The sequence below is a fragment of the Bacillus cereus group sp. N6 genome, from assembly GCF_016483705.1.
GTDB classification, from domain to species: Bacteria; Bacillota; Bacilli; order Bacillales; family Bacillaceae_G; genus Bacillus_A; species Bacillus_A wiedmannii.
In genome coordinates this window covers 1-18,888 of the sequence record NZ_JAEHBI010000017.1, presented here as the reverse complement: position 1 = coordinate 18,888, position 18,888 = coordinate 1, and the positions used below count along the sequence as shown (strand labels likewise).

The following is an 18,888-nucleotide window of genomic DNA, read 5'->3' as shown; positions in this document are numbered from 1 at the left end:
TTCATATAAAACGAGAAATCATTATTTACCATATTGCCCTAAGTTACGGAAACAATTATACTAGATGTAATCGCGATAAATAATCTGAATATTCTCAGAATTAAAGATAGAATCTTTACTGCCCGCAATTAGACGGATACATTCTATTTTTCACTAAATAGATTAGAAAACGATAATAAAATTAGGAGGATTACGATGCACCAGCTTGATTCATTACATCCCATTATAGAAAAAATAATTAACAATATTGAAAAGTTAATGGTCGGAAAGCGAAAAGAAACGATCTTAGCTTTGACAGCTCTCTTAGCTGAAGGTCATGTACTATTAGAAGATGTGCCTGGCGTTGGGAAAACAATGTTAGTACGTGCACTTTCTAAATCAATTGATGCTGATTACAAGCGCATTCAATTCACACCTGATTTACTGCCGTCAGATGTTACAGGTGTTTCTATTTATAATCCGAAAGAGCTCCAATTTGAGTTCAAGCCTGGACCAATCATGGGGAATTTTATACTTGCTGATGAAATTAATCGTACATCTCCAAAAACACAATCTGCCTTACTTGAAAGTATGGAAGAAGGCAATATTACAATAGATGGCATGACAAGACCGTTACCAAAACCGTTCTTTGTAATGGCTACGCAAAATCCGGTCGAATATGAGGGAACATATCCTTTACCAGAAGCACAGCTCGATCGTTTCTTATTGAAACTAAAAATGGGATATCCTACACAAGAAGAAGAATTTGAAATTTTAAACAGGATGGAAAAAACAAATCCCCTCTCCCATTTACAAGCTATTACAACAATAGAAGAATTACTTTATTTACAACAAAGCATACGGGAAGTAAGCATGGAAAAAGCAATCAAGCATTACATTGTAAAGCTTGTTAGTCAGACTCGTTCTTATAGTTCTATTCAACTAGGTGCAAGTCCACGTGGCTCGATTGCTTTAATGAAAGCTTCACAAGCTTATGCATTCATCCATGGTAGAAATTATGTTATTCCAGACGATGTTAAATTTTTAGCTCCCTACGTGTTAGCTCACAGACTCATTCTAAAAATGGAGGCAAAATTTGAAGGAATAACAGGAGAACAAGTTATCGCAAAAATCGTTGCGCGAACTACCGTACCTACTCAAAGGAAGATGAACCTTTGATGAAACGGATACTACGAGCACTCTATCATTTTACTAAGTTATCACTCATTCCGTTATGCCTAGTCTTAACATTTGTATACGCTATGCTTCAAGGAGGATTTGTAAGTTGGTTTTTGTTTTACAGTGCGATTCCTATTGGCCTTTATTCACTATTGCTTCCCTTCTTTGCTTTACGGAACGCCGAGGTAAAACGAATAACAAATCAAGACGAATATGTAGCAGGAGAACCATTTTTAAGTACGATTACAATAAAAAGAAGTTTCCCTTTTCCCTTACTTTATTTAATTATAGAAGATGAACTGCCATCACAATTTACAAATTGTAAACAAACGAAGATGAATAAAGTAATACTCTTTCCAGGATTGAAACGAAATATTTCGTTTCAATATGCAATTGACACAATCCCTAGAGGAGAGCACTCTTTTTCAAGCGTACGTGTCAAAACTGGCGATCTATTCGGTATGATGGAGAAAGAAGTAACTTTTTCAGTTCCAGATACATTTTTAGTCTACCCTCAGTATGTAGATATAACATATCGACAAATGGAAAATCATTTCGAACAAGGAGCACTTTCAGCAAATATAAATTTAGTAAAAGACTCTACCATTTCTGTCGGTGTCAGGGAATATAAACCTGGTGATCGTTTTTCGTGGATTGATTGGAAAGCAACTGCACGAACAAACAACATTATGACGAAAGAGTTTGAACAACGGCGCAGCCATAATATTATGATATTCATGGACAGAACCCCATCCCCTCTATTCGAATCAGTCGTCACATTTACTGCCTCTATTGTCAGGTCTGTCTTGAAGCAAAATTCACCGGCGTCATTCGTATCTGTCGGAAAAGAACGAACTTTTTTCCCTTTAGACAATGGAGATAGTCAGTTACATCAAATCTTTTGTCATTTAGCGAAAGTACAAGCAGATAGTGTATTCCCGCTCTCCCGGAGTGTAGAAATGGAATTAAGAAAAATTTATGAGCCCGTCACGATTATACTCGTGATAAGCGATCTTTCTCCCGATATTCAAAAGGCGGCTGACTTTGCTGCTATAAAAAATAGAAAATTAATGGTGTTTGTCGTAAAAGAAAAAGCAAATGAACTCTCACACCGAGAACTCAGTATTCTAGAAACTCTACAAAAACGACAAATATTTGTAAATGTGGTTTATGGAAACCAGTATACAAACGTGTTTTTTGAGGTGAGCAAATGATAACATTACAGGCAAAAAAACAATGGGATATGACTAGATTTTTCATGCATGCATGCGCATTTCTACTTTTACTAGAATGGCTAAGGCCCCTCGTAGGTATTACAAACGTAGGTAGATTAGATGTTTTCGTAATATTTATAGGGATTTGCTTCACTCTCTCTTTTTTTCAAATAAAATGGCAGATTCCAATAAAGATCATCACGATTTTATTCATCATTCATTTCCTATATTATAAAAATGCTTTTATAAATCCATCTTGGCTAACGAAATTTTCCACTGATATTTCTCGAAATTCCTCCCTGTTATTTCAGGGGAATTTGCTGGATATCTCTCCAGTTTTTCCAACACTTTTATTTTTTTTATCCTTTTGGTTTTTGAGTGCTTTCATCTCTTTTTGGATGATTCATAAAAAACGTGGGTTGTTATTTCTTATATTGACTATTATTTATATCACCGTTTTTCATAACTTACATTTATATCATGCAAACTACGCTATTATTCGTACTGTTGTCATCGGCTTTTTTATGCTTAGTCTTCTCCGCATAGAACGAATAAAAGAGATGGAACACTTACAAAATTATGCTAGAGAAATCTCAAAATTACTTAAACCTCTTACAATATTTATTGTATTGTCAGCAACTATCGCATACTTTGCTCCAAAATTTGGCCCTCAATGGCCAAACCCAATGGATTTTTTAAAATTCAACACATCCGAAGCAAGTAAAAAACAAGAAGTTTCTAAAATTGGGTATGGTTTAGATGACTCGCGATTAGGCGGTCCTTTTAAGGCAGATCCTACAATTGTTTTCACAGCACAAACGCAAAATAAACAATATTGGAGAGTCGAAACGAAAGATTTTTATACAGGAAAAGGCTGGGAAGTTTCTGAAAATCAAAAAAAGGTTTCTTTTAAAAATAAAAACGACGTCGTGAGCTGGTACGAACAAAATACAAAAACGGAGACAACTAAGGCAACAATCAACATGCAAAAAAGATATCCTCATCTTACCTATCCAGCAGGGTTAATATCAGTTGAGGCTTCTTCAGATGTATCATACAGCGTTGACCCATTTTCTGAAAAAATCTATACGATGGACGGAGGTTCTTCTACTACTTTAAATTCATATAAAGTAACATATGGGGTCCCGGAGTTTTCCATAGAAAACTTGAAAGCTGTAAAAACGAATGAAGGTCAAGAAACAAATCCTTATTTCATGACAAAGTACACGCAACTTCCCGAATCATTACCGCAGCGAGTAAGAGACTTAGCTGTTAATCTAACAAATGATAAAGACAACCGATATGATAAAGTATTAGCTATTGAAAATTACTTCACCGACCATTCTTTCGTATATGAAACAATGAATGTGTTGTTCCCTGCCAAAAATCAAGATTATGTTGATCAATTCCTTTTTGATACAAAAAGCGGCTACTGTAATAATTTTTCGACATCTATGATTGTGTTACTTCGTTCTGCTGGGATCCCTGCTCGATGGGTAAAAGGTTATACAGAAGGAACTCTTGATAACACACTAGTTGGTGCAGAAGGTGAGGATGTATATAAAATTGCGAACGATAACGCACACTCTTGGGTCGAAGTATATTTCCCAGGATACGGATGGATTCCATTCGAACCAACAAAAGGATTTACCAATCCCTATAATTTCACAAATAATACTCCTGCTCCTACTTTACAAAATAGCGAAGAAACTAAGTCTCAAAATACGCAAATGCACCAAAGAAACAATGAAGCAAAGCTCAAAAGTTTAATTGAAGATACAGAAGACGCTCCTACTAAAAAGCTTACAAATTCTAAAAATGAACTTTCTTGGTGGTACGTATTCCTCTCTACGATACTAATTAGTATTATAGGATACACTCTCTTCGCTACTAGAATGCAATGGATTACATTTTTTATTATTCTTTTCTACAAATACCGAAAAGATGATGCTGTTTATAGCAAAGCTTACGGTGCACTTTTAAAACAATTTAGCAGAATTGGTATACCACGAGGGGACAGTCAAACATTCCGAGAATATGCTCTCCACATTGATACACTTTACAACTCGGCTCATATGCAACAACTTACTTTCAGTTATGAGAACGCTATGTATCAAAAGGGACAGGCCGTAGCAGAATGGAAGAAATCCGTACACTTATGGGAAATTCTTATGAAAAAAGCAGCCTCTCCGCCTAAATCAAATGACTTCCATTCAGCGATTTAATCTTGATAATGTGAGTTGATAGAAAAAGCCTCAAAGAACTACATTGTTCTTTGAGGCTTTTTTAATAAAGTGAAACTTCTAGTTATTCTCCAAGTACCTGCTCAATCTCAACCTCTAAATCCACCGGCTTCGTCTGCGGCGCAAAACGCCCTACTACTTTCCCGTCTTTTCCAATTAAAAACTTAGTAAAATTCCATTTCACTGCTTTCATACCGAGTAAACCTGGAGCTTGTTCTGTCATGTATGTATACAGAGGATGTGCCTTATCACCTTTCACATCAACCTTTGCAAACATCGGGAAATTCACACCATAGTTTAATTCACAAAAACTAGTAATATCTGCTTCTGTACCTGGTTCTTGTCCTCCGAATTGGTTACAAGGGAAACCGAGTATTTCTAGTCCTTGGTCTTTATATTTATCATATATTTCTTGTAAACCTTTATATTGCGGTGTAAAACCACACTTGCTAGCTACATTTACAATAAGAAGTGCTTTTCCTTCGTAATCTTTTAACGATTTACCTTCTCCTGTTATCGTTTTAGCTGAAAAATCATAAACTGTCATTTTCCTTACCCCTCTCTTCACTATCATTCTATGTTTATACTATACTACATTCATTAATATACAGCTCTTATTACGTACTTACACCCCAATATGATAGCGCTTTATTTCTGTTCAAAAATTCGACACAAACTACTAGACTTTTATGATGGAAAGTTTTACAATTAAATTGTGAACAAAATGTGACAGTTTATATTCCATTATAAAAGAAAAGGATGGTGTTCATTATGAAAACTGCACAACATGAAACGATTTCAAATCGCGAGTTTTATTTCGTACTATATATGATGTTATTGTATGTGATTGGCTGGGTAATCGATGTAAATGGTTTATTTTTAAGCTCCTACTTTAATTTAGCAGGAGAAATTATGCTTCCAATCGTTGGTGGCATAGTTGGACTGTTCGTTATGTCTATCAATAAAGAACAAACGAAATAATAACACTTTAAAAAGGCAGAAGACGAGCTTTCGTTTTCTGCCTTTTTTCTATTTTAGCGTATAATAGAAACATACAGTAACTAAGGAGTGGTAATGATGAAAAAAGTAGAGCAATTATCTTCTCACCTATATCTTATTGATGATTTTGATTTACAACATAATGAACGAACTGGTACGTACGTTTTATTAGGTGACGATATTACTTTAATTGAAACTTGTGCAGCCCCTTCTCTTCCGTATATTTTAGACGGCTTACAACAATTACATATTGATTTAAACGAAGTTAAAAACATTATCGTTACACATGTTCATTTAGATCACGCCGGTGCTGCTGGTTTAATGATGGAAAAATGCCCAAACGCTACTTTATATGTGCATTCTCGCGGTGCTCGTCATATGATTGATCCAACAAAACTCATTTTAGGCGCAAAAGCTGTATACAAAGAAGATTTCGATAAACTATTTGATCTAATTCTTCCTATAGAAGAAGAACGTGTTCATATTGTACAAAATGGTGATACGTTAAAAATTGCCGCAGACCGTACACTTACATTTTACGATACACCGGGACATGCTAAGCACCATACTAGCATTCACGATTCATTAACAAACGGCATTTTTACTGGCGATACAATTGGAATTTATTATAGAGAACTCGCAGACCTTGATGTCGAACTATATTTACCATCAACGTCCCCTTCACAATTCCAACCAGATGCGATGATTGCTTCTAAAAATCATATTCAAAGTATGAATGTAGATACTATTTATTTCGGCCATTACGGTGCATCATCCAATGTTACAGAAGTATATAACCAACTGGAACATTGGCTACCTATTTTTGTTCATACTGGTAAAGAAGTCTTTGAACAGTATAATGATTTCGATGAAGCGACTAAAGCTTTACACACTGTATTAATGGATAAGATCTCTTCTCATCTTACAAAGTTAAACGTTCCATCAGATCATTCTGTTTACAACATTTTACATTTAGATATAGAAATTAGTGCGATGGGCATTATAGATTATTTCACGAAGCAAGAAAAAGCAAACTCCACTATTAAATAACCGTAAAAGAAGAGATATACAACAGTAGTTATTGTATATCTCTTCTTTTTTTGAATATATTTTGAGTAAAGGATGGTGGAATGTAATGCAAAAAGTGATGCTATATCTCTGCTTCACCTTATTTATCGTCTTATTATTATTTGTCGGAGTGAAAATTCAATTTTATTTAGATACAGACGCACAGGTGAACTTTAACGTTTATCCAAGATTATTCTACTTTACAATCTTCCCTCTTATAGTTGGCATATTATTACGATTCCTTCAATCGATTAATCGCGAAACGAGTAAACAAAACTGGAGCTTTCAACCGGATAAGTTTATCGCTATTACAGTGCCTACAATATTAATTTCCTTTTCCCCAGCTCTACTCTTTTCACCACTTGGCCAATACTTACCTTATTTAGCTAATATTATTCTTATAAATACAACTTTTGTTACGATAATTAGTTTAATAGCTGGTTATTCACTTTTAGATTGTTTTATACAAAAAGATACTGCAAATATGAAAAAATATAATTGATAACCATTTTTTAAGTGTTGCTAATTAGGTCAGTTTGTTTATAAATCTGATATTACTTGTAAAAGCCGATATAAACAAAAAGGGGAATTATGTTAAAATTAAATTGGTTGTATTTAGATCACAATGCATTTTATCCAGAGGAGACTTATTATGTATAAATTAGGTGCTTTCTCGTTTCTAACGTTTCTTGCAAGTATATGTTCTTTCTTTATTTTAAGAGGACCTAATGCAAATTTAACTTTAATTATTGCGATTCTAGCTATACTTTCATTACTCGGTATTCTTTTTGCAATCGCATCAAAGAATTGGTTATTCGGAATAGTTGGTACAGCATTAAATGCAGTAATACTAGTATTTGTATATTTCTTATCGCTAGCAAAAGGAATAGGTGGTTAATAATTTTACGTTTCAATAAAAAAGCTCTCAGCTTAGGCTTTGAGCTTTTTACTTATCTCACCTTTTCATCTACATACTCCATAAACTGCTCCGCATTAATAAATCTTTCTTTATACGCCTCAGGTACTTCTTCTACTTTCATCCCACCAGTTGATTTTGTCTTTACTTGTACGATTTCATATGTCATTAAAGCTTCCACATAACGGTCAAACTCTTCTTGTGTTAATACTTCTTTACTAGATTTATGACCATTTAATCTATCAAAGTATGGTTGAAGGCTCATACTTAAATTTTTCATTTCTTCTCTTTTTCCTGGTGATAATTGATCATAATTAATATTACCGTTCGAATCCCCGTACGCAAGCTTTGCATTTGTTAATTTCTTTAGTTCTTTTGTAAACTCTTCATATTCCTTCGCACCCATTTCGTCTTTCGCTTCTGATAACTTTGCATTAAAACGCATATACGCTTCTAATGTCATCGCTCCGGCATGTTTTTTTAAGTTCTCAAACGACCCGTATATACCATCCGCCATAATAGATTGGTAAGCAAAACCAGTCGTTGGGATTAAAAATGCTGCTGCAAGCACTCCTGCAATAAGGCGTCTCTTCATCTTACTCCCGCCGTGATTCATTTTTATTTGAACGATTACCTTTTCTTTTAACTCCGGCGGGGCAACAATCCCATTCGCTTCCTCTTGTATAGATTCTCTAATTCTGCAATCTAAACTCATTTCACATTCCCTACCTCTCCTAAAAAGATTTCTTCTACTTGCTCTATTTGACGTAGTTTTTTTAATGCTGCGTGAATTCTAGATTTCACAGTACCAATTGGAATATGTAATATTTGTGCTACTTCTTCTTGTGAATAATCGTGTAAGTATCTTAAGATAATAACTTGTTTCAATTTATACGGTAATTTATGAATGAGTTCGATTAGTTTTTTGTTTGATATTTTACTTACAACATCGTTAGAAAAATCAATTTGTTCCGGTTTTCTTTGCTCTTCTGCTTTTTTTATAATTCGTAATCGCATCCACCTCTTTCTTCTATAAGAGTGAATTTGTTTAATCGCAAGTCCAATTAGCCAAGGGCGAAATGGTTTCTTGCTATCATACTTACGAAGCGATTCATATAACTGTATGTATATTTCTTGAACGACATCATCTACATCCGTTTTATCTTCAACTAAAAAATGTGCTGTTTTATATACTTCTTGAATCGTTTTATCATACAACTTGCTATATGCTTCTTTATTGCCTGATAAAGTTAATTGGATCAAATCTGTATACACTGTTTCAACCTTCATATACCATCCCTCCTTTGTCTTACACTATATATTGGCAAGTAATTGACATTTCGTTCGATTTTTTCAAAAGTTTTTTTATATAGATTAATATAATGATTCAATATGTTCATAAGCTTCACTTATAATCACACATAACTATTATATAATTTTCCAATTTCTAATGAACATTTAAAATGATTTATATAGTCAAATTTAGGAGGATATATAATGAAAGCTATCATTGTAACGTCGTTCGGTGGTCCTGAAGTAATGAAATATACAGATGTGGATATGCCGGCTATTTCAGAAGATCAAGTTTTGATTCGCGTTGTTGCTACTAGTATAAATTTCGCCGATATTAAATCCCGTTATGGTAAAAAAGGAAATAAAGCACTACCTTTTATACCAGGGATAGATGCCGCTGGTGTTGTAGAACGAGTCGGTTCTCATGTGAAAAATATTTATCCTGGACAACGTGTCATTGCTTTTCCTCAAGATGGCTCTTACGCAGAATACGTTGTCGCAAACGAAAACCTTACTTTTACTTTGCCTGATGAAGTCGATTTTCAAACTGCAGCTGCTTGTCCGATTGTATCTTTTACAAGCTATAATTTACTCGCAAATGTAGCAAGGCTTCAACAAGATGAGTCTGTACTCATTCATGCAGCTGCTGGTGGGATTGGTACGACAGCAATTCAAATCGCTAAACTATTAGGGGCTGGAACTGTTATCGGTACTGTCGGAAATGAAGCGAAAAGTAAAATCGCTTTAGACGCTGGAGCTGATTATGTTATATGTCGTCAAGATGTAGATTTTGTAGAGAAAGTCAATGAGCTGACCAACGGTGAAGGGGTTGATGTAATTTTAGATTCTATTTCTGGAACGGTTTCGGAAAGAAGTTTAAAATGTCTTGCTTATTATGGTCGCCTCGTTCATTTCGGAAATGCAAGCGGTGAAATTGGTAACTTCCAAACGAAAGATTTACACGCAAGTTGCCGCTCTATACTCGGTTTTAGTTTTGGTACTACACGAAAAAAACGTCCTGAACTACTCCAAAAAACTGCAAATGAAGTTTTCCGTTATTTACGTGATGGCCGTCTGAAAATGAAAGCTGCGAAATCTTTTCCACTTCAAGATGCAGGGAAAGCACATGAATGGGTCGAAAGTAGAAAAAGTACAGGGAAAGTAATACTAACTGTTCAGTCCCCTTCCTGAAATGAATACTTGAAACCGAGGTGTCATTCATGGGATCACGAATTATGCATGCTATTATCGCTAACAGGATTGCCGAGAAATTATCTATTCAAGATAAAACTTCTTTTATACTTGGAGGCGTAGCCCCCGATGCTGTGCATTCAAAGATAGAAAAAGTCACCTCACATTTTTACGCCGGCTCAACAAAAGACTATACGAGACGAATTGATTATGGATCATTTATTCATAAATATAAAGATTATATGGAGTCCCCTTTTCTCCTAGGCTATTGCACCCACCTCATTGCCGATGATAATTGGCTAAGCGGCTTTTTTCTACCTTGGCTTAAAAACAGAATCGAAAATGACGAAACTATCGCGCCTATGTACTACAACGACTTTAAATTATTGAACGCAAAATTACTTTATCATTACGATAAAGAACAACGGCTCTTCTCTCTTCTCAATCAAGAGGCTCACATTATAGATATTGAAGAGGTTTCTAAAGAAAACGTTTTAGCTTTTCGAAAGTATCTTTTTGAAGATATGTTGTATCCAGAGCAACATTTACATGAAAACTTACAAGTATTTACGTTCGATCAAATCGTTGGTTATATTGAAACAGCTATTGAAAAAGGGGCATTTTTTATTAATCAACTCTCTAATGAAAAATCCACTTCAAACATGTAATCCCCCTCAATATATTTGAGGGGGATTTTCACATAGCAATATTATTATTTGTTCTTTTCCATAACCGCAAAATAATTCTCTTCACTATCAGCAAAGTTAAATACTTTACCAGAAGGCATTGTTACCATTTCACCAACAGTAACATTTTTATTTTTTAAATCTGTATATAATTGATCAAGATTTTCTGAGAAGAACATTAAAGATGGTGTACCAAGATTTAATTCTGGGCTCATCTTAGAAATCACTTCTTTATTATGTAATATAATGCTCGTTTCTGCACCGCTAGTCGGAGCAATCTCAGCCCATCTCATTCCTTGCTTATTATCTTCCTCTGCAACTACATGAAACCCTACCTTTTCCGTCCAAAAATGTACTGCCTCATCTTGATTATTTACATACAGCATAATTTGTCCAACTTTATGGATCATTTCATTTCCCCCTAATGGTTTTTATATTCTATGTAGGTTTCTACAGGTACTATTATTATTCCTCTTTCATTCAATTACAAACAAAAAAGACGTAACTACAAATAGTTACGTCTTTCTCTTTATTTATCTAGGCTTTTTCTTCCCAGTAAATGCTGGCTTCTTTTTCTTTGGTGCTTTCGGTTTCGTTTCTACAAATGATCCGTTGAACATTTCTTGCTTCGTAAATACGATGCCTAGTTTTTTTGCAAATTGAAGTAATTTACGCTCTTCTTGTTGTGTTACAAGAGAAACGACTGTTCCTTCTTTACCCATACGTCCTGTACGTCCTGAGCGGTGAATATATTGGTCTACTGTGTCTGGTAACTCCAAGTGGATTACATGTGTTAAATCATCGATATCAATACCGCGTGCTGCAATATCAGTAGCAAGTAGAATTTCTAATTTCCCGCCGCGGAAAGCACGCATCGTTGCTTCACGCTCTTGCTTACTTGCCTCTGCATGAAGAGCCGCTGCTTTCATTTTACGGAATTGCAATTTCTGAGTAATTTCATCTAAACGGAATGGGTCATTTAAGAAAGCAACTGCTTTTACATCGCCCATATGCATAATTCTTCTTACGTAATCATTTTTTTCGCGTCGCTCACAAATGATATACGTATGCTCAACTAAGCTTTTTGACTCTGCACGTGTTATACGTACTAATTGTGGTTCAACTGCTAAATCACGTGCAGCATCTTCTGCCGCTTTTGTAATTGTCGCCGAGAAGAATACTAATTGACGATCTCGCATTGTAGATTTAATTACATCTTGTACTGCGCCCATCATCTTTTGTTTTACAATTTGATCAAACTCATCAAATACAATCGTTTTTACTTCATGCATCTTTAGCTTTTTCATTCGAATTAATTCTAAAATACGTCCTGGTGAACCGACAATTACTCTCGGGTGTTTCTTTAATTTTTCAACTTGGCGCTTAATATCTGCACCACCAATTAAAGATGCCCCTGAAATTTCAGTCCCTGCTGTAAACTTTTGAACCTCTTCGTGAATTTGCATTACAAGCTCACGTGTTGGCGCTAAAACAACAACTTGTGGTTGTTTTACTTCAGGATTAATTTTATGTAAAAGGGGTAATAAGTACGCTAATGTTTTTCCTGTTCCAGTTGGAGATTCAGCTATAACGTCTTGTCCTTCTAAAATAGTTGGAATCGCTTGTTTTTGAATTTCAGTTAATTCTTTAAAACCAGCCTTCTCCCAAGCTTGTTGTAAAAATGGTTGCATATCTTTTATCATTTGTTTTTCTCCTTTATCTCTATTTTTGAAGAAAATGTTGTATTGTTCGCACCGTTTCTATCATGTGTGAAATAACAGCTATTAAATCATCAACATGGTCTTCTGTAATCGCTTTTTGAAATATAACCTCTACCTTATTATGATATGAAATCGCTCGCTTATTATATTCGTATGAAATTTTCTGCGTAATCATTCTTTCTTTTCCCCATATAGAATGCATGAAATTTTCAATTTCTTCACACACTACCTCTGGCTTTTCTATCGGGAATGAAAATGCTAACTTCATTTCACAACCTGGTGTAAATTGTGGTACTTCCAATATTTCACCAGACAAGTTCTTTGCATCTACAGATAGTGAAAATGTTGCTTTTACTACCGGTTCGAACGGTTCTGTTAATTGAAATGAAATATGGTATATACGACTTAATGAGGCAAGGTCCATCATATCTTTTCGATCTGTTACAAGAATATCTCCATGTAAATCAAAATCATAAACAGCACCTTCTACGATTACTTTTAAATTATCAAAAGCAGTTGGATCAAACATAATTTCCTCCAAAAAACAGGCGCCTTTCGATGGAAAGGCGCCACTTGATGTATATATAGTTTACAGATAAACGAGATGAATTACAACCTTTTAGAATAAACCTACTGCTTTTCCATCTTCATTTACATCCATTTGTAGTGCTGCTGGCTGTTTTGGAAGGCCTGGCATTGTTAACATTGTTCCTGTTAACGCAACGATAAACCCTGCACCAATTGATGGTTTTAGCTCACGAATTGTAACGATAAAGTCAGACGGACGACCTAATTTTGTTGCATCGTCAGAAAGAGAGTATTGTGTTTTAGCCATACAAATTGGTAGGTTACTCCATCCTTCTCCTTCATATTGAGCTAATTGCTTACGTGCTTTCGGAGCAAATTCAATATCTTTTGCACCATACACTTTTTGAGCAATTGTACGGATTTTTTCTTCTAATGGTAATTCTAATTCATAAAGTGGTGCGTAGTTGTTCTCACCTTTTTCAATTTCTTTTAATACTTTTTCAGCAAGGTCAACTCCGCCTTGGCCACCCTTCTCCCAAACTTCCGTTAAGGATACTGCATAGCCACGCTCATTGCACCAATCTTGTAAGTATGCAACTTCTGCATCTGTATCTGTAATAAATTTATTAATTGCAATTACGAAAGGCACACCGAAGCTTTGAATTGTTTCAACATGCTTCTGTAAGTTTTCCATACCTTTTGCTAATGCATCTACATTTTCTTCTTTTAATTGATCTTTTGCTACGCCGCCATGCATTTTAAGCGCACGAATAGTCGCAACAATAACAACTGCTTCTGGTTTAATGCCAGCTGCACGAGCTTTAATATCTAAAAACTTCTCTGCACCTAAATCAGCACCAAATCCAGCTTCTGTAATAACATAATCACCTAATTTTGCGGCCATTGTTGTAGCGATAACACTGTTACAACCGTGAGCGATATTCGCAAATGGTCCACCGTGAATGATAGCTGGTGTATTTTCTAACGTTTGCACTAAGTTTGGTTTTAATGCGTCTTTTAATAATAGTGTTAACGCACCTTCTACACCTAAATCTTTAACCGTTACAGGTTGATTTGCAAAGTTATAAGCAACTACGATGCGAGATAGACGAGCTTTTAAATCTTGAATATCTGTTGCAAGGCAGAATACGGCCATAATTTCAGATGCTACTGTAATATCAAAACCGTCTTCACGTGGTACACCTTGAACTGGTCCACCAAGACCAATTACTACGTTACGTAGGGCACGATCATTTAAGTCAACACAGCGTTTCCAAACGATTTTACGCGTATCAATTCCAAGTGTGTTCCCTTGTTGGATATGATTATCAATAAACGCCGCTAACGCGTTATTAGCAGTTGTGATCGCATGAATATCTCCAGTAAAGTGAAGGTTAATGTCTTCCATAGGTACAACCTGTGAAAAACCGCCACCTGCTGCCCCGCCTTTTAGTCCCATCGTTGGTCCAAGAGATGGTTCGCGAAGTGCAATTACTGTTTTCTTACCAATTTTATTAAAAGCTTGACCTAAACCAACTGTTACTGTTGATTTACCTTCTCCAGCTGGAGTTGGGTTAATCGCTGTTACTAAAACAACTTTACCGTCTTTCTCATCCTGTAAGCGCTTAAAAATATCAAGAGATAACTTACCTTTATAATGCCCGTATGGCTCTAATTCATCTTCTAAAATATTTAATTCAGCTGCAATTTCTTGAATCTTCCTCATACTCGCTTCTTGCGCGATTTCAATATCGGATTTAACTGTTGTAGTAGTTGTCATATACCCTAGTCCCCCTTTAATTGGTTCTGATGATATTGTATCAGTTTTTTGTATTTTCTGCACTTATTTACCTCCTAAAAATTCTTTCATTTCTTTATGCGTTTTTTAACATAAATACCCATAAGAATGTTAACGATTGTTGTAACTCGATAGGTAGTTGACCTAGCATCTTCTCATTTACTCCGCGCTTATATACACCGATGCCATCTACAACTTCAAAACCTTGTTCTTTCGCTAACTGTTCAAACTCCCAAGGCATCATCGTATTACAAACAACGTCTTTGCCATATAAACGAGGATAACTGTTCTCTCGAGGCTTTGCTGTCGGTCCTAAAATTGCAATACATGCATACCCATCTCTTTTTAAAACGCGCTTTATCTCATTTAATGCTCGTAATGGCTCCTCGGTCCATTCTAAAGAATTTATTGCCATAATTGATTCAAATTGCTCATTTTCAAATGGTAAGGAAGAAAGATCCCCTTTTATAAAAGATAAATTCGGTCCTTCTCCACGCTCCTTCCCTTTTTGAATCATCACTTCTGATAAATCTACTCCAACTGCTTTATAGCCCGCGCGACTTAATTTATATGTACCATATCCATCCCCACAACCAACATCGAGCACCTGAGCTTCTTTCTTCACATACTGTTCAAAAAATGGAATAATTGTACTCCTACTCCCGCTGTCCCACATCTCTTGACTATTTTGATTCCAAAATTCTGCACTACTATCCCATTTTTTCTCTGCTGATTCATGCCAATTAAATTTCGTCATACATTCCCCTGCCTTCACGTTTTATCATTCATTTCATTCTACATCATTTTCCAAAATTCCTGTTTATCTTCATTAGGAGATGTACAAGCTAATAATGGAATCTTTATTCTCCAATTTTTGCTTTACTTGGGTTTAACTCATACTCATGTTCTTCTCTTTGTGTAAGATACTATAGGTACACCCAATTGAAAGAGAGGGATGTACATGCGAAGAAAGAGAAATCATCATTTTAAAAGTGGTGAAAAACACGAAGAGTATGCAGCTGAAATATCACCAGCTGGCATACCAATTAGACATAAGCGTAAAGAAATTGCAAATGAAATAGAAGGTACAAACACCGGTGCAATGGTAGGCTATGTCGCTTTATTTCTTTCGCTTTTCTCAATTGCATTTTATCCAGTTACACTCGGCTCTCTTGCGATTTTAGTCGGCTTATTAGCTGTCAATTTCGGAGCAAGAACACTTGGATATACAGCAATTGGTTTTGGTAGTTTTTCTGTTTTATTTACTTTACTCTATCCGCTTTCTTTGTCAGCATTTTAAAAAAAACACACCAAGTTATACTTGGTGTGTTCATTCGTGATACAACATAATATGACCGCATCCACAGCAATGTTTCGCTGTAATTTCTTGAAACACTGGATAATTTTCTTCATCCCTATGTTCAATAAACACCTTTTCAAAACGGTACATGTTTGGCGCATATGCCCAATCTTGTTTCGTACGTGCATACAAAGTTGAGGAAAAAAACTCCTCACCACCGCAAACGATACATGTATTCTTCATTACTATCCCTCCTATGCTTGTCTTACTTCATCTATATGAACATAAGCATAAGAAAAAGACCTTCTATTACTAGAAAGTCTTCTCTGAAACAAAAAGAAATGTACCAAACATTCCTACTCCACTATATTCTTTCGTAACACCAGCTTCTGTTTTAAATGTTTGCTTTGCAGTCATAAAGAATACACCATTTCGTGCATCTGTACTTTCAAATTGTAATTTTTCTTTTTTACCATCTACATTTTGTGTGCATTCAAAACTACTCTCATCACATTTCAATGCATACTTATCCTCTACATATACTTTAAAATCCGATTCTTTCGGACAAGTAATAAGTAAAATCGCTACGAGAATAATACTTACAATACCCACAATTGTATAATATTTCTTCATTTGTACTCCTTTCAAATGACAAGAAAACTTGACTTCATGCGCCAAGTTTTCTTAGTCCACAACCCATTGCCATTCTTGTTCTTTCTTATCAAAAATAAGCCAGCCTGTCTCTGTTGCTTCTTCTTTCAATTCATCGATATTATCTAGCACCTCATCCGTACTTTCATACGAACCAACTACATATACCGGAATTTCAAGACCTCTTCTTGACTCAATTTTCCCTGCTAGATCAATATAAAGACCATCCTCCATTAATGGAAGAAGCCCCATGATCACTTCTTTCGAAATTGCTGGGAAAATTTTTGATTTTTGGAACAAAGAAAAACGTTTCTTACCAAAAGCACCGAGTTTATAAGGAATGACTTTACTTAACATCCCTACAAAGTCAGCAATTCTACGATAATACACTTTGTTGTACCATCCGTCATCATGTGAAAAATAAACAAATCTATTTTTCAATAGCGGAAAGAATGTTCTTGCAAGTGGTTCTTTTTTGTGAGCCAAATATAAAAGCTCTGCAATTTCTTTTGGCTCTAATTCATCTAAATCGCTTGCATCATCAAAATCTACCCAACAAAATTCATCAAATTCATCAATCTCTGCTTGAATTAGCTTATGTATATTTTCTTCCTCAACATATTCAAATAAAGTATGATAATGAAAATCTGTCCATTCAAAGTTATGCTTCAAAAGCAACACTTGATGAAGCGGTGAAGGGATGTTACTTGCAAACTCTTTAAACGTAATTCCTGATGTAATAAAACAATGACCCCGACGATTACCATTAATATATATCATATTTTTTACTTGGTCAGATCCTCCAGACAAAGCACCTAGCCACCTTCGTTTTATATGTTTCAATTCTATAGCATATTTTAACATGAAAAATTTTAGAAACATAGAAAAAAATTCAAAAACTATTTACAATTTCATGTGTTTTATTACATAGTGATTACAAGAAAAAACACCTGCTCGTGAGCAGGTGTTTTTAAAGGATTTCATCTGGGTTTTGAGGATGATGATTTCCCTCTTTCTTTTCATCTTTTTGGAACATCGATTGAATTTTATCAATTGTTTGTGGAGCTAATTCAATCATTTTTTCTGCTAAATGTGTCGCATTTTGTAGATGCAGAATATTTACTCCATCTTTATTCACTACAAGAAATGCTACTGGTGTAATAGAAACACCACCCGCGCTACCGCCACCAAATGCAGGGTTACCGTTCGCTCTTTGGCCATCATTCGTTTGGAAATCAGAACCTCCTGCTCCAAAACCGAACGCTACTTTAGAAACCGTTAACACCACACCACCGTCAGCCGTTTGAACAGGCTCTCCAACAATCGTATTTACATCGACCATTTCTTTTAAATTTTCCATTGCCGCTTTCATTAACCCTTGAATTGGATGATCCACCGTTCATAACCTCCTTTGTCATATCTTTCCTAGTTTTTCCGAAAGTTGGTGAACTAAACATAAAATTTTATATTGATTGCAAAAAACTTAAGTTGTAATATTTAGAAAAATAAAAAAAGAGGTAGATTCGTTATGATGCGAAAATTAACAATGAAGGATCATGAACAAGTATTCGATTACCTAAAAGAAGAAGCAGCCCTTAACTTGTTTATTATTGGGGATTTAGAAGCTTTCGGTTATGAAACAGACTTTCAAGAATTATGGGGCGTATTTAAAGAGAATGGAACATTAAAATCGATTTTGCTCCGCTTCCATGATGCATTTATACCCTATAGTAAAAAAGAATTTATTACCATTGATTATGAGGCACTTATTTCCGCCTATAAGCCGCTTAAACTCTCTGGCAAATCAACTATTGTAGAAAGATTTGAAACCGCTCCGAGCATACAACTAGGTGTCAAAAATGAAATGTATTTTTGTGAATGTCTAAATGACAACAACTTACCTATTACACCTGTCCAAGAAACAATTAAACTTGCCACACTAGATGATGTAAAGCGAATAATGCAATTACGAAGTAACATCGTTGAATTTCCGACTGCTAATGAATCAGAGAAAATTGGTACTATGTCAAGAAAATAGACAAATCAAACAGAGACATTTTATTCGTTAAGCAGCTTGAGATTGTTGCTTTTCATAAAACTTTTTTTCAAATTGGATCGGTGA

22 protein-coding genes and 1 pseudogene are annotated in these 18,888 nt (G+C 35.2%); 11 read left to right on the top strand and 12 right to left on the bottom strand.

The window, feature by feature from the left end:
* Window positions 1-195 precede the first annotated feature (195 nt).
* From JDS99_RS14110 to JDS99_RS14100, 3 genes are read left to right on the top strand one after another with little or no spacing between them, the layout of a single operon-like run.
* Window positions 196-1,158, top strand: coding sequence for an AAA family ATPase (locus JDS99_RS14110; RefSeq protein WP_131933037.1), 963 nt, complete (start codon window positions 196-198; stop codon window positions 1,156-1,158).
* On the top strand, window positions 1,158-2,372 hold the full coding sequence (locus JDS99_RS14105) for a DUF58 domain-containing protein (RefSeq protein ID WP_199695267.1): 1,215 nt from the start codon (window positions 1,158-1,160) through the stop codon (window positions 2,370-2,372). The genes JDS99_RS14110 and JDS99_RS14105 overlap by 1 nt, the downstream gene beginning before the upstream one ends.
* Window positions 2,369-4,597 carry a transglutaminase TgpA family protein gene (locus JDS99_RS14100; protein WP_199695237.1) on the top strand — a complete coding sequence of 743 codons (2,229 nt, stop codon included), beginning with the start codon at window positions 2,369-2,371 and terminating at the stop codon, window positions 4,595-4,597. The genes JDS99_RS14105 and JDS99_RS14100 overlap by 4 nt, the downstream gene beginning before the upstream one ends.
* An 82-nt stretch (window positions 4,598-4,679) precedes the next feature.
* On the opposite strand, the gene bsaA is transcribed toward JDS99_RS14100, so the two are convergent.
* Window positions 4,680-5,162: a glutathione peroxidase gene (gene bsaA / locus JDS99_RS14095; protein ID WP_199695236.1), complete on the bottom strand. Its 483-nt coding sequence runs from the start codon at window positions 5,160-5,162 to the stop codon at window positions 4,680-4,682.
* Window positions 5,163-5,386: 224 nt separating this feature from the next.
* Between bsaA and JDS99_RS14090 the strand changes: the two genes are divergently transcribed.
* The 4 genes from JDS99_RS14090 (at window position 5,387) to JDS99_RS14075 (ending at window position 7,580) form a co-directional block, all read left to right on the top strand.
* Complete coding sequence (locus JDS99_RS14090; RefSeq protein WP_002127081.1) at window positions 5,387-5,596, top strand: DUF3925 family protein; 210 nt, start codon at window positions 5,387-5,389, stop codon at window positions 5,594-5,596.
* A gap of 96 nt (window positions 5,597-5,692) precedes the next feature.
* On the top strand, window positions 5,693-6,664 hold the full coding sequence (locus JDS99_RS14085; RefSeq protein WP_199695266.1) for an MBL fold metallo-hydrolase: 972 nt from the start codon (window positions 5,693-5,695) through the stop codon (window positions 6,662-6,664).
* Between the two features lie 85 nt (window positions 6,665-6,749).
* Window positions 6,750-7,184, top strand: a complete 435-nt coding sequence (locus JDS99_RS14080) for a hypothetical protein (RefSeq protein WP_088063147.1) — start codon at window positions 6,750-6,752, stop codon at window positions 7,182-7,184.
* A gap of 150 nt (window positions 7,185-7,334) precedes the next feature.
* Window positions 7,335-7,580, top strand: coding sequence for a hypothetical protein (locus JDS99_RS14075; RefSeq protein ID WP_199695235.1), 246 nt, complete (start codon window positions 7,335-7,337; stop codon window positions 7,578-7,580).
* Between the two features lie 52 nt (window positions 7,581-7,632).
* Here JDS99_RS14075 and JDS99_RS14070 read toward each other — a convergent pair whose 3' ends face one another.
* Both JDS99_RS14070 and JDS99_RS14065 read right to left on the bottom strand, forming a co-directional pair.
* A complete protein-coding gene (locus JDS99_RS14070) occupies window positions 7,633-8,313 on the bottom strand; it encodes a DUF3600 domain-containing protein (RefSeq protein WP_000050663.1) in 681 nt (226 codons plus the stop codon).
* On the bottom strand, window positions 8,310-8,888 hold the full coding sequence (locus tag JDS99_RS14065) for a sigma-70 family RNA polymerase sigma factor (RefSeq protein WP_199695234.1): 579 nt from the start codon (window positions 8,886-8,888) through the stop codon (window positions 8,310-8,312). Before JDS99_RS14065 ends, JDS99_RS14070 begins: the two co-directional genes overlap by 4 nt.
* Window positions 8,889-9,095: 207 nt before the next feature.
* On the opposite strand from JDS99_RS14065, the gene JDS99_RS14060 reads away from it, so the two are divergent.
* Window positions 9,096-10,082 (top strand): quinone oxidoreductase family protein, encoded by a 987-nt coding sequence (locus JDS99_RS14060; protein WP_199695233.1) that lies wholly within the window; start codon window positions 9,096-9,098, stop codon window positions 10,080-10,082.
* A gap of 29 nt (window positions 10,083-10,111) precedes the next feature.
* Window positions 10,112-10,750: a zinc dependent phospholipase C family protein gene (locus JDS99_RS14055; RefSeq protein WP_088063142.1), complete on the top strand. Its 639-nt coding sequence runs from the start codon at window positions 10,112-10,114 to the stop codon at window positions 10,748-10,750.
* 44 nt (window positions 10,751-10,794) lie between these two features.
* On the opposite strand, the gene JDS99_RS14050 is transcribed toward JDS99_RS14055, so the two are convergent.
* From JDS99_RS14050 to JDS99_RS14030, 5 genes are all read right to left on the bottom strand, one after another.
* A complete protein-coding gene (locus JDS99_RS14050) occupies window positions 10,795-11,178 on the bottom strand; it encodes a VOC family protein (protein WP_199695232.1) in 384 nt (127 codons plus the stop codon).
* A 123-nt stretch (window positions 11,179-11,301) separates the two neighbouring features.
* Window positions 11,302-12,471 (bottom strand): DEAD/DEAH box helicase, encoded by a 1,170-nt coding sequence (locus tag JDS99_RS14045; RefSeq protein ID WP_000588608.1) that lies wholly within the window; start codon window positions 12,469-12,471, stop codon window positions 11,302-11,304.
* Window positions 12,472-12,490: 19 nt separating this feature from the next.
* Entirely contained in the window at window positions 12,491-13,018 is a 528-nt protein-coding gene (locus JDS99_RS14040) for a hypothetical protein (protein WP_142310395.1), read from the bottom strand.
* A 90-nt stretch (window positions 13,019-13,108) separates the two neighbouring features.
* On the bottom strand, window positions 13,109-14,797 hold the full coding sequence (locus JDS99_RS14035) for a formate--tetrahydrofolate ligase (RefSeq protein ID WP_087983223.1): 1,689 nt from the start codon (window positions 14,795-14,797) through the stop codon (window positions 13,109-13,111).
* A gap of 94 nt (window positions 14,798-14,891) precedes the next feature.
* Window positions 14,892-15,572, bottom strand: coding sequence for a class I SAM-dependent methyltransferase (locus tag JDS99_RS14030; RefSeq protein WP_060488566.1), 681 nt, complete (start codon window positions 15,570-15,572; stop codon window positions 14,892-14,894).
* A gap of 204 nt (window positions 15,573-15,776) precedes the next feature.
* On the opposite strand from JDS99_RS14030, the gene JDS99_RS14025 reads away from it, so the two are divergent.
* Window positions 15,777-16,115: a hypothetical protein gene (locus JDS99_RS14025; RefSeq protein WP_060488565.1), complete on the top strand. Its 339-nt coding sequence runs from the start codon at window positions 15,777-15,779 to the stop codon at window positions 16,113-16,115.
* Between the two features lie 30 nt (window positions 16,116-16,145).
* Here the strand turns inward: JDS99_RS14025 and JDS99_RS14020 are convergent, their stop codons facing one another.
* The 4 genes from JDS99_RS14020 to ytfJ form a co-directional block, all read right to left on the bottom strand.
* Complete coding sequence (locus JDS99_RS14020; RefSeq protein ID WP_000798747.1) at window positions 16,146-16,358, bottom strand: hypothetical protein; 213 nt, start codon at window positions 16,356-16,358, stop codon at window positions 16,146-16,148.
* Between the two features lie 69 nt (window positions 16,359-16,427).
* Window positions 16,428-16,748, bottom strand: a complete 321-nt coding sequence (locus JDS99_RS14015) for a hypothetical protein (RefSeq protein ID WP_048540982.1) — start codon at window positions 16,746-16,748, stop codon at window positions 16,428-16,430.
* A gap of 51 nt (window positions 16,749-16,799) precedes the next feature.
* On the bottom strand, window positions 16,800-17,576 hold the full coding sequence (locus tag JDS99_RS14010; RefSeq protein WP_000014094.1) for an oxalate:formate antiporter: 777 nt from the start codon (window positions 17,574-17,576) through the stop codon (window positions 16,800-16,802).
* 160 nt (window positions 17,577-17,736) lie between these two features.
* A complete protein-coding gene (gene ytfJ / locus JDS99_RS14005) occupies window positions 17,737-18,162 on the bottom strand; it encodes a GerW family sporulation protein (RefSeq protein WP_000349987.1) in 426 nt (141 codons plus the stop codon).
* Window positions 18,163-18,294: 132 nt separating this feature from the next.
* Between ytfJ and JDS99_RS14000 the strand changes: the two are divergent.
* A pseudogene (locus JDS99_RS14000) lies at window positions 18,295-18,783 on the top strand (GNAT family N-acetyltransferase); the annotation flags it as partial.
* Between the last annotated feature and the right edge of the window lie 105 nt (window positions 18,784-18,888).